10 protein-coding genes are annotated in these 11,732 nt (G+C 45.6%); 4 read left to right on the top strand and 6 right to left on the bottom strand.

What is annotated here, in order from left to right:
- Positions 1 to 18: 18 nt before the first annotated feature.
- Positions 19 to 1,638 (top strand): Ig-like domain-containing protein, encoded by a 1,620-nt coding sequence (locus GTQ38_RS11240; RefSeq protein WP_161435616.1) that lies wholly within the window; start codon positions 19 to 21, stop codon positions 1,636 to 1,638.
- Here GTQ38_RS11240 and GTQ38_RS11235 read toward each other — a convergent pair.
- Positions 1,622 to 2,404: an amidohydrolase gene (locus tag GTQ38_RS11235; protein ID WP_161435615.1), complete on the bottom strand. Its 783-nt coding sequence runs from the start codon at positions 2,402 to 2,404 to the stop codon at positions 1,622 to 1,624. The two genes, GTQ38_RS11240 and GTQ38_RS11235, sit on opposite strands and share 17 nt — an antisense overlap.
- A 4-nt stretch (positions 2,405 to 2,408) precedes the next feature.
- Positions 2,409 to 2,891, bottom strand: coding sequence for an ankyrin repeat domain-containing protein (locus tag GTQ38_RS11230; protein WP_161435614.1), 483 nt, complete (start codon positions 2,889 to 2,891; stop codon positions 2,409 to 2,411).
- 212 nt (positions 2,892 to 3,103) lie between these two features.
- Between GTQ38_RS11230 and GTQ38_RS11225 the strand changes: the two genes are divergently transcribed.
- Positions 3,104 to 4,918, top strand: a complete 1,815-nt coding sequence (locus GTQ38_RS11225) for a PAS domain-containing sensor histidine kinase (protein WP_161435613.1) — start codon at positions 3,104 to 3,106, stop codon at positions 4,916 to 4,918.
- The gene (locus tag GTQ38_RS11220) at positions 4,905 to 5,309 is read left to right on the top strand and encodes a response regulator (RefSeq protein ID WP_161435612.1); all 405 of its coding nucleotides are present in this window, start codon (positions 4,905 to 4,907) and stop codon (positions 5,307 to 5,309) included. Before GTQ38_RS11225 ends, GTQ38_RS11220 begins: the two co-directional genes overlap by 14 nt.
- Before the next feature lie 2 nt (positions 5,310 to 5,311).
- Here the strand turns inward: GTQ38_RS11220 and GTQ38_RS11215 are convergent, their stop codons facing one another.
- Both GTQ38_RS11215 and GTQ38_RS11210 read right to left on the bottom strand, forming a co-directional pair.
- Positions 5,312 to 6,658 (bottom strand): DUF5689 domain-containing protein, encoded by a 1,347-nt coding sequence (locus GTQ38_RS11215; protein WP_161435611.1) that lies wholly within the window; start codon positions 6,656 to 6,658, stop codon positions 5,312 to 5,314.
- Positions 6,659 to 6,661: 3 nt separating this feature from the next.
- Positions 6,662 to 9,415, bottom strand: coding sequence for a TonB-dependent receptor (locus GTQ38_RS11210; protein ID WP_238857907.1), 2,754 nt, complete (start codon positions 9,413 to 9,415; stop codon positions 6,662 to 6,664).
- Positions 9,416 to 9,513: 98 nt separating this feature from the next.
- Here GTQ38_RS11210 and GTQ38_RS11205 point away from each other — a divergent pair, with 98 nt between their 5' ends.
- Positions 9,514 to 10,578: an endonuclease/exonuclease/phosphatase family protein gene (locus tag GTQ38_RS11205; RefSeq protein ID WP_238857906.1), complete on the top strand. Its 1,065-nt coding sequence runs from the start codon at positions 9,514 to 9,516 to the stop codon at positions 10,576 to 10,578.
- A gap of 4 nt (positions 10,579 to 10,582) precedes the next feature.
- On the opposite strand, the gene GTQ38_RS11200 is transcribed toward GTQ38_RS11205, so the two are convergent.
- The gene (locus GTQ38_RS11200) at positions 10,583 to 11,182 is read right to left on the bottom strand and encodes a 3-keto-disaccharide hydrolase (protein ID WP_161435610.1); all 600 of its coding nucleotides are present in this window, start codon (positions 11,180 to 11,182) and stop codon (positions 10,583 to 10,585) included.
- Between the two features lie 14 nt (positions 11,183 to 11,196).
- Positions 11,197 to 11,634 carry a hypothetical protein gene (locus GTQ38_RS11195; RefSeq protein WP_161435609.1) on the bottom strand — a complete coding sequence of 146 codons (438 nt, stop codon included), beginning with the start codon at positions 11,632 to 11,634 and terminating at the stop codon, positions 11,197 to 11,199.
- Between the last annotated feature and the right edge of the window lie 98 nt (positions 11,635 to 11,732).

The raw sequence follows: 11,732 nt of genomic DNA, 5'->3' as shown, positions 1-11,732 counted from the left end.
GCGACATAGTTTTATACAATGGCATTAATAAGACGCGTTCTTGCCCTTTTTTTCCTATCCTTAATTGTTCTGGCATTTCAGCAATGTGCCCGCCGTGGAACCCCTACAGGAGGACCAAAAGATGTAACTCCACCCGTTTTGCTAAGAGCTGAGCCTGAGAATCTTACTACGAATTTCGACGCGGATAAGATCCGCCTCTATTTTGATGAGTACATTCAACTACAGGATGTACAGAACCAATTGATCATTTCTCCCCCGCTTAAGTACGTTCCTCAGATCAGTCCACAGGGCGGAGCGAGCAAATACGTGGAGGTTATCCTGAAGGACACGCTTCGGGAAAATACCACCTACACTTTAAATTTTGGCCAGAGCATTGTAGACAATAACGAACGGAATCCCAATCCTTTCCTGACCTATGTTTTTTCCACGGGAGATTATATCGATTCCCTAAGCATATCAGGAGTAGTTAAAGACGCCCTGAACAAAGAAGCAGATCAGTTCATCAGCGTTATGCTGTATGAGATAGACACCGCCTATACGGATTCTACCATATACAAACAACCCCCGAATTACATGACCAATACGCTGGATAGCACTGTAATTTGGCAATTGAAGTACCTGAAAGAGGGAAATTATGCCATGATAGCCATAAAAGACGAGGGTAAAAACAACGTTTTTGATCAGGGGGTAGACAAAATTGCTTTCCTCAGGGACACACTAACACTCCCTACAGATTCTATCTTTTTGCTGACCCTTTTCAAGGAAATTCCGGATTACAGCCTGGCCCAGCCCAGTTACGCCGCGGCGAACAGAATAATTTTTGGCTACAACGGAGAGGATGAGGAACTCAAGATAGAGCCCTTAACCGTGCTCCCGGACACTATAAAAACACTCATCGCCAAAGATCCTGAAAAAGATACCCTGAACTTCTGGTTTACACCCTTTGAGGTTGATTCAATAGTTTTTAAGGTTTCTAATGACAAACGCGAATTGATTGACACTTTTACCATAAAAACCAGAAAATTAGCGGCGGATTCGCTTTTATTAAGTCTTAGTCATTCCCGGGCCATTAATTTTGAGGATGATATTTACCTGCGTTCCAACATTCCCATATCCAGCATAGATACATCTAAGGTGTCCATGATCGATCAGGACTCCACTTTATTGACCCTTGGCATGAACCTGGATACCGTCTTAAACCGAATTGCGCTTGATTTTGAAAAACTTCCGAATACCACCTACGCCATAAACCTCTTGCCTGGAGCTGTCACAGACTTTTTCGAAGCTACGAACGATACCACATCATACAGGCTTTCTACGGGCAGTTACGCGGATTACGGGAATCTAAGGTTGAATGTTACTGGCGCGGTCAGTTTCCCGATGCTGGTACAGCTCACCAGTGAACGCGGGGACGTTCTTCGGGAGGAGATTAGTGCTGAACCCGGGATTCTTGAATTTAATACCCTGGATCCAGGGAATTACCTTATCCGGGTTATTTTTGATCAGAATGCCAACGGGCGCTGGGATACCGGGAATTACCTCAGAAAAGTTCAGCCTGAACGGGTTGTTTACTATCCTCAAACCTTGGAAGTACGGGCCAACTGGGAATTGGAACAAACCTTTACAATTGCAGAGTAAAGGAGTCCCTATCTGCCAAAAATCTCAGTTTATCCCGTGTTGCCATCAGGCTTTCCTTTTCAAGTGAGGCATACAGAACCTGTTCTTTATCTGAAAATGCAAGTTGTTCTCCCAGGCAGTCGTAAACTGAAGAATGCCCTACATAGCTATTGCCGTTAGGGTCTTGCCCTACTCGGTTCACCCCTATGCAGTAGGCCATATTTTCAATGGCACGGGCTTTTAACAGTGCATCCCACGCGTTGACCCTGGGTTCAGGCCAGTTCGCAACATATAAGAGCAGGTCATAATCCTCAGTGTTTCTTGACCACACCGGGAACCGAAGGTCGTAGCATATCAGCGGGCAGATGCTGAAACCCTTATAGGTCTCTATCAATTTCTTTTGGCCGGCGGTATACACCTTATCTTCTCCCGCAAGGGTAAAGGTGTGTCTTTTATCATATGAAGCATGGCTTCCATCCGGTTTGCAGAACCAAAGCCTGTTATAGTGTTTACCCTCTTCGGTATGTACCATACTTCCGATGATAGCCAACTCATTAGCCGAGGCTAATTCCTTCATCCACGACAGTGTCCCGGGTCCTTCAGAAACGTGGACGTTTGTGGGAGACATTGTGAATCCGGTGGTAAACATCTCAGGTAGGATTACCAGATCGGTATCCTGGTCAAGATCGCTAATCCATTTGGAAAAACGGTTGCGGTTTTCCTGTGGATCTTCCCAGACGAGGGTAGTCTGGATCAGGGCCACCTTGAGTTTTTGCAATTCTCCCATAGGTTTACTGATTTAACTCCAAAAGATCTATCATCGCTGAAGCCCCCTGTATTTTTGCATGATCAAGTGCGGTATTTCCACGGGCATCTCTGGCGTTAATATCAGCCCCTTTGGAGAGCAATAAACGGGCTATCCCCTCTCTGTTAAAAGTGGCGGCGAATATCAGGCAGCTGGCCCCCATCCCATTATGAGCATTGACATCAGCTCCGGAATTTATCAGCAGATCGGCCACTTCCTCAAAACCTTTAAAGCAAACTCCCATCAAAGCAGTGTTTCCCGAAGCGTCTTTCTCATCAATTAGCGCACGGTTTTCCAGCAAAAGTTTTACCACCTTTAAATGGTTGTAGTAAGAGGCCAGGATAAGGGGGGTAGACCCCCTGGGATCTTTTGCATTCACCAGCGAATTATCTTCCTTTAACAGTGTTTCAACGGTTTGAGCATCCCCATCGCGAACTGCGGCAAAAAATCGATCCTTTTGTTTTTCCATAGAGTTTTAAATGTACGAAAATCTGCCCTGTGCATAAAAAGATATCCCTCTAAAACAACCATTATAATACCTGTTAAGGTACCGGGTTGGTATTTGAGAGCAGTTTTCAAAAAAAGTCGTCCTCTAACTATATAATTTTTAGGTATTTTCTTACGTTATAAAAAATATTGATCAAAATCCCCGATAAATTGGAAACCCTAAGCACAAATTTTTTGATAAAAGACTCACCGGCCGCGGTGTCTATTGTTGATACCAAAATGCGTTTTATCAGCCATTCGGAAGTATGGCTAAAGACCTTTAATATAAAGGATGATGACATTGAAGGGAAATCCTTCTACGACATCCTTCCCAACACCCCTCCGGAACTGAGGCAAATACATGCCAAAGCGCTCAAGGGCGAACCGGACAGCAGTAACGGAACGAAATTCGTTTCAGAAGAAGGTCACATTCGCTGGCTGAAATGGAAAATAAACCCATGGAAAAATGTCCATGGTTCCATCGGTGGTCTCATCATGGTGATGGAAGACATCACTGAAGAAAAACGCAAAGAAGAACTACTGATCAAAGCAAAAAGCGTAGCCAGGATCGGTGGCTGGGAATGCGACCTGGTAACCAACACCATTTACTGGACAGACATGACCAAGCAGATCCACGAAGTGGATATGGATTTTGTACCTACCCTGGAATCAGGCATCAATTTTTATAAGCCCGGGGAACATCGGGAAAAGATCACCCAATTGGTAAGCGAAGGGATCAGCGAGGGAAAACCCTGGGATGCTGAACTACAGATCATCACGGCCAAGGGACGCGAACTCTGGGTGCGTGCAAAAGGTGAAACAGAAATAGTAAACGGTAAATGTCTTCGTCTCTATGGCACCTTCCAGGATATTGATGAAAAGAAGAAAGTTGAACTAAAGTACCAGGAACTTTCCGATCGAATGGCCATAGCTACTAACGCCTCGGAGATCGGGATATGGGATTACGACCTAGTAAACAACAATTTGGTATGGGATGATCATATGTACCGGATCTACGGTGTTGATAAAACAGCTTTTACCGGAGTGGTAGAGGCCTGGGAGTCCTGCGTACACCCGGAAGACAAGGATCGCTGTAATGAAGAACTTGAAATGGCCTTGCGAGGTGATAAGGAATTTAAGACAGAGTTTCGGGTACTTTGGCCTGGTGAGGAAGTCCGCTATATCAGGGCAGAATCTGTGGTTAAGCGGGATGAGTATGGCAATCCGGTCCGAATGATCGGTACCAACTGGGACATCACCAAAGAAAAGCTAGCCGAGAAAAAACTGAAAGACCTGCTGGATATTAGCAGCGAACAAAATAAAAGTCTGCTGAACTTCGCCCATATTGTCTCGCACAATTTGCGATCGCATTCCAGTAATCTATCCATGCTTTCGGGATTTCTCTCTAAAGAACAAGACGAAGATGAGAAACACCACCTGCTCAGTATGCTTGAGGATGCCACTGAAAGCCTGAATGAAACGGTAAAACACCTCAACGAAGTAGTGAAACTAAAAACTGGTGCCAGTGAAAAACTTAAACCAGTCAATCTATACAATACGCTCAAAACGGTTGAGAAAAACCTGGGCCTTATGCTCAAGGACCAGGAAGCGAATTGTATTATAGATGTTGCCGAAGACATTTTTGTAAAAGCAATACCCGCCTATCTGGACAGTATTTTCCTGAACCTCTTTACAAATAGCCTGAAGTACCGCTCCGAGGAGCGTCCCCTGGTTTTGGAAATCCGTTCGAAAATGCAAGAGGAGCGTGTTGAAGTTAGCTTTAAAGACAACGGGCTGGGAATAGATCTGCAACGCCATGGAAACCAGATATTCGGCATGTATAAAACCTTTCACAAGCATCCGGACGCCAAGGGTATCGGACTATTCATTACCAAGAATCAGGTAGAATCCATGAACGGAAAGATCCGTGTGAGCAGCGAGGTAGGTGTGGGCACCACCTTTTTGCTGGAATTTGAATCAACCAAAACCAATCAAAATGAATACCATTGAAACTGTTTGCATCATAGATGACGATCCAATTTTTGTATATGGTGCCAAACGCATGATAAAAGAAGCGGGTTTTTGCGAGGAGATATCCGTATACGAAAACGGGAGTGATGCGCTACTTGGCCTAAAAGCATTAGATAAGAATGGGCAGGCCCTGCCATCTGTAATATTCCTCGATCTTAATATGCCCATCATGAACGGCTGGGATTTCCTGGCGGACTTTATCACCCTTCCCGCCTTTGATCCTGAAAAAACCCTGATCTATGTGATTAGCTCATCCGTAGATCCCAGGGACCTGATCCGCATAAAAGACACCAAGGTGATCAGTAACTATATTTTGAAACCACTGACGGCAGAAGACCTGGAGAATATCTTAAGCACAGAGGTCCAATAAGCCTATCGAATTCCAGGTGAAAAGTCTTCAGGAGCATTTTGGGGTAATTTAATGGTGCCCTCAGCCCCTGTATCATTGTAAACCGTCCACTCATCAAAGCTAAAGACTGAATTTCCCTTGTTAATCCCTGGCTTCCTAATGGCCCTGCCGTCTTCAAATTCATGCTGGGTCCCGGAACCGTCCTCCCCGATAAACCCGAAAATATCAATTCGGTTACCAAGTGGGTCTATCAATTCCATATTGTCATCGCCATTAGAATCCGCCGGGCTGTTCAAACCTGCCTCCATATCCGGCTCAAATCCGTAGATCTGCTTAAATTCAGCTGCGTCTGCCGCGATTACCAAGGCAGTTTCTGGGCCAATGATCATTCCGGAAAGCGAAGTTTCGGAGCTGATTCCCCTGTTGTCATTGGTATAACGACGGATTTTCCATCCTTGCAGATCCAGGGCTTCACTGTCCGAATTGTATAGTTCAATAAACCGGGCTTTAGCATTGTTGTTCGGATCTGCCAGTTCCGAAAAAAACAGCTGATCAGAGGAGAATTCATCCTTGCGATCTACACATCTTCTGTCTTCGAATTCAATATCTTTCAAATCCCTAATTACGAGCTGATAGGCTGTCCCGTCTTTTTTCAAAACACCGGTCACCGTACCGCTCCCATCAGGAATTGGTTCAGCCTGAAAATCCGCATATCCGCTGTTTAAAAGCGTGAGTGTATTCCCCCAACAATCTTTTAGTGTCCTTTTGGTTTCTTCTTGAGCCAAAGCGAAGGAGAGACCCAGCTCTTCTTCTAAGAACTCAACATCTGGCAGTTGCAAAAGAGTACCTATCATCGCATCATTGATATCCGGAATCTGCACATTATGAGGCTTTATTTCCAGTTTCTCATCGCAGTTGGGGACGATCTGTTGTGTTGCTTTTCTTGCTGGTAGTCTATTTACATAGAGGTTCCCGAAGGATGAGAAAACACCTCCAATCGCGTATTCGTCATCGGACTTGCCCAGGTAAAGGTCTTTTAACAGCACAGTTACTTTAGTCCCAGTGTCGTACAGAAGGTAGGTATCCCTGAGATCCATCACCAGTTTTATCCCATGCTCCGGATCGGTAGCTCGATCCTGAATATAAACTTCCCCAAAAAAATTACCTTCCCTGTCCGAAGATATTACGTACCCTTCTATAGCCAGTTCTTCCAGTATCTGGATGGTCTCTCCTTTATAATACTCTTTTAGCTCATTAAACCCTATGATTGTGTTGGATCGCCGTTCGCAATCCGGTACGGAAAAATCCGAATCTTCCAACTGAATACAGGAAAAGCATTGAATAAGTATAAGAAAGTACCAGCTCCTCATAGATCAGAAGTTTAGTGCCAGATTGAGGAAGTAGGTCCTCCCGAAACTGTACCAGTATTTGTTTCCAAACAAGGGGGTTCCGCTTAGATTGTCCTGTAACAATTGTCCGTAATTGCCATTTCTGCTTTGTTCAAAGCCTCCCGTTCTAAAGACAGTGTCAAAAAGATTATTAAGGCTTAGAAACAGGCTGATGTATTTCTGTTTGATCCGCCAGGATTTTCCCCCAACAAGGTTCAAAAAGTATGCATCTTCGAGCCTGGTTTGCTGTAGCAGGGCAGCCAGGGTCTCCTCCCGGATATTCTGAAAGGGTTCACCGGTATCGGGATTGAGGAAAAAGCTTTCAGTTCGATTTATTTTTGAGATGGCTGTGTAATTATGTCCCAAATAATTGGCGCTAATACCGACCCACCAAAACTTGGGATCCCTATATTCAAATCCAACGGAGTATGCCTGCTGAGGGCCGGCTGGGAGATTCAGGCCTTTAAGACGGGCTTCGCCCAAATCTACCTGATCGGCTCCCGGGAGAAGCGATTCCTCCGGGCTGCTGTTGTCAAAATTCAATGTCAGACCCGGGTTGCTGGCATATCGGTATTTGCCAATTGCTGCGACGAATGTAAGCTTCACGGAATTTGAGAAATTGTAGTTAGCCCCGAATTCCACACCCATATGGAGTCTATCGAGTCCGTTGCTAACTTCCTGTACGAAATCGGAACCCAGACCAGTATCCACATAAAAGAAATTGCGCTCCGTTCCTTCTTGAAAACGGGTATAAAATCCCGATATCCTCCCGGTTAATAATGGGGTACGGAACAGGTAATTCAATTCCATAGCGGTTTGCTTCTCGTTGTCTGCTCCTGATACCAATGCATTGCGTTCCCTTGGATCGAGGAAGACCTGACCTAAGGTTGGTGGTTCCCAACGGCGCAAAAAATTCATGCCAAAGCGATGCCTCCCATTGAAATCATGGCTTAGGCCTGCCTTAAATCCCAGGCCTGTAAAAGACAAGCCTTCGCTTCTTCCCAGAGATGCTTCCGGGTAACGCTCATTTTGAAAGTGGCCTGTGCGCTGAAAATCCCGTCGTTCGTATCCGCCGGCCAAAAAGGCCTCCCATTTCCTACTGTCCCATTTAAGTTGGGCAAAGGCCTTCTTTTGAACACTATTAAAATCATAGGAATACCCAAAGACGTCGTCCTGTAGTCTCTCCAGGTCTCCGTTTATATCATTTCTGGTATCGGAAAAAGGATCGACGTCTGTGTGGAATTTCGCCCCGAGCAGATCAGCAATCCTGGCAAAGTTGGCAGAGTTCGACTGTTTGTATACCCCGTTCATATCGGCACTCAGCTTGTTGGAGATCTTTATGTTTATCAGGCTGCTTATCGACAAGGTCTCGGTCTGAACCACATCATCCTGTAAGAGGTAAAAAGCCCGGCCAGCACTGTTTTCATTTTTATTTGCCTGATAGAGCATGGCCCAGTCTATTTGAGGATTCAATAAAAATGCTTCTGTAGCTTGTAGTGAGCTAAAGAAATTTGCTCCGAAGGAACTATTGATATAATAACTGGGCAGGTAACGGTAGTAGGCAGGATCCGGGTTGGGTGCATTGAAATAAGCCAAACGGCTTGAAGACCGGGTACCCTTTTGAAAAACAATACCGTTGGTGAAACTGAGCCACTTTCCCCTGTAGAAATGGTGGAAACTAAAAAATGGTTCTTCGACGGTGCGTACCCTCGAATTCCTCGCTGTCCCGGCCTGATCCCCCCAATAAGGGTTATAGCGATTTCCCAGCAGCTCAAAGACTTCAGCAGTTAGTGGTGCTGAGCGACCTCTGCGATTATTTGACAAAAAAGCGTTCAAAAGTACCGTGTTTTGTTTGTTTACGGCTAATTCCAGCCCGCCAAAAAATGAATAGGCATCGTAAAGGGTTCCGTTTACAAACCCTTCGTCCCCCCATCTACGGGATGAGGAAAAGGCAAATTTCAACGGACCGGCCGATTTGCTCGAGCTATAGCTGAACATCACTCTTCCGGTATAGGTCCTATTAGAGAATGAAGAACTCAAGCGTGCCCCAGGCCTTAAATTCGAGATACGGGTATCTGTATTAGTGATTCCGAGTAATCCTCCGAATCCGTATGCGGAAGGTCCAATGCCGTAAGACAGATCCTGGTTCCGGGTAACGTCGTTTAGCCCTCCCCAGTGGTTCCAGTCGGGCCTGCCATTGATCAACCTGTTCATAGGACTACCGTTAAACAACACTTCCGATTGTCGGGAATCATAACCCCTGATCCTAAAAAAGCCCTGTCTGAAATCAAAGGCCGCCCGGGTTAGGAATGCGTCCCTGGTAGCCCTGAGGATTTCCGGATTGGTCACGATATCATCTTCCTGTAACAACTGTATTTCGGAGAGTGCGATCATCTGGTCCGCCTGTGCCCTAACACCGTCCCTTGCCATGAAGACGGAACCCAGATCAATCAGGACCTCCCCTGAATTTAACGGGATGCGCAATGTTATAAACTCCTTAGATGAAACAAGCAGTATTTGGGTACCGTTCAGATCTGCTTCCAGTTTAAAGTGTCCCTGAGTGTTACTTTGTGCCATTGAATCCGTTCCCTCCACCTGGACTTGTGCTCCGACGATGACTGCCAAGGAGTGCTCCTCAAGTAACACCCCTTGAATTACGGTTTTTTGACCAAAGCCTGTGAATAGGTTGATCATGGCCATCAGCCAAAAGACCGCTTTACGGTATCTAAAGAATCTCATGCTTTGTAGGTTAAGCGAGGCTAAAAGTATTCCGGCTGGCTGAAAGTTCCTTGCAGCGGCAGCTTATATCTTAGGTTTGTACAAATCAAGCTGTTGTTATGACCTTTATGATACCATGTTCTCCTTACCCCTTATTGCTGTTCCTGTCAATTTTGCATCCCTCTTTTATCGAGGCGCAGTCAGACCAGCAATTTCACTTGCGTACCATCGCTTTTTACAATGTGGAAAATTTGTTCGACATCCATGACGATCCCCTAACCCATGACGATCATCGAACGGCGGAAGGAAAGGACCGATGGACCGCAGAACGGTTTAAGCGCAAAATTAATTCCGTGGCTAAAGTACTTTCGGAAATCGGAAGGGAAGTCAGCCAGAATCCAGCCGATCTGATCGGCCTATGCGAGGTAGAGAATTACCAGGTTTTGCTGGAACTCATCGGGCATCCGCTGCTGAAACCACATAATTACAATATCATTCACTTTGATTCCCCGGACGAACGCGGAATTGATGTGGCTTTGCTATACCGCCAGGATGCGTTTATCCCGGCTTCGTTCCAAAGTATTCGACTGTTACTTTCAGACCGGAAAGGCAGGCGGGATTATACCAGGGATCAGTTGGTTGTAAGCGGATGGTTAGACGATGAACATTTATACCTGATCGTTAATCATTGGCCCTCCAGAAGCGGAGGCGCCCTCCGTAGTCAACCCAACCGTGTAGCAGCGGCTAAATTGAACAAACACATTATAGATTCGTTACAGCAACTGGAACCCGAAGCGAAAATTATCAGTATGGGGGATTATAATGACAACCCTACGGACAGCAGTTTTAAAGATGTGCTCAGAACCAGTGCCATCAGGGTAAGTGATGAGGAAGATGGGTTGTACAATCCTATGGAAAAGCTTTACAGACAAGGCGATGGTTCCCTAGCGTACCGGGACGAATGGAGTTTGTTTGACCAGATCTTCTTTACCCGTTCCCTTTTGGATACGAGCTTTACCACCTATGCCTTCTGGCGAGCGCGGATCTTTAAACCGGATTATCTGGTAATTCAGGAGGGAAAATACAAGGGGTATCCTTTCAGGACCTACGCCGGTGGGGTCTATTCCGGAGGGTATAGCGACCATTTTCCGGTATATATTCAGCTGTTGAAGAGGGTGAATTAAGCCCCTATAGTTTCTTTAGATTGATGTTGCGCCATTTGACCTTAATACCACCTCCATCGTGTATCTGTAAGGCTATGGAGCCTTCGCCGGCGCCTATCTTTTCGTCTTCAATGGAAACCATTTCTTCGCCGTTGAGCCAGGAGGTGAGTTTGTTGCCCTTTACGCGGATCTTCATCTGGTTCCATTGGCCTTCCTTTAGCACTTTCTCCTTTTCCGCATCCGGTTTTATCAGCCAGCCTCTACCATAAGATTCGTATACCCCACCAGTGTGATGCCCTGGAGGGGCCACTTCTACCTGCCAGCCACTAACCTTAGTGCCTTCAATAGTGGAACGAATAAACACTCCACTATTACCATCCGCTTCCTGCAGGAACTCCAGGTTTACCTCAAAATCCTTATAGTGCTCCTCTGTGGCCAGGTAGCCATACTGGGCATCTGGGCCACTTTCAGAGATCAGCAAACCTTCTTCCACATACCATTTTTCAGTGCCGTAGGCCTTCCACCCCTGGAGGTCTTTCCCGTTGAACAAAGCGATTTCCTGGGCTCCCAGGAGAAAGGGACAAAGACAGAGAATGGGCAGAGCCGCCCTTAGTATTTTATTCATTTTTTAGGTGTTTATCAATTGAACCATTGTGCCCATGGGATCCTGCTCAGGATGAGGACCAATCCAATGCCATAGAAGAGCGCGATCCTTCCGAATTTCTTTTTGGAATTGTCCGTTTTTTTGTGACGAGACCAGCCTATTGTAATAAATACGACGGCCAGGACATTGGTGACAGGATGCTCCAGGGCCAATAATCGGGCAGCTGAATTCATCCCCCCCATACCAAGTTCCTGGATAGCCTTAAGACCATTTGTAGAAACAAAGTACAGGATAAGTCCCAGCAAAAGTTGTATATGAGACAGTATCAAGGCAAAAAGGCTGATACGGAAATCCTTTTCCAAAGCAAAATCTTTGTTGGAGGCGTATCCTATTAAGGCATTTACAAAGGCGATAATCAGTATAGCGAGAACTATATAGGCCAGGTAAGAATGAACATTTTGAAACAATTCCATGGTTTTATATTTAGCAAGCTAAATGTACTACTTTTTGGCAATAAAAAATCCCCTGACGCTGCCGTCAGGGGATTTTCTCATTTATAATGAAGTGGTTG

The sequence above is a fragment of the Poritiphilus flavus genome (assembly GCF_009901585.1).
Classification (GTDB): Bacteria; Bacteroidota; Bacteroidia; order Flavobacteriales; family Flavobacteriaceae; genus Poritiphilus; species Poritiphilus flavus.
This window is presented reverse-complemented; position numbering and strand designations above follow the sequence as displayed.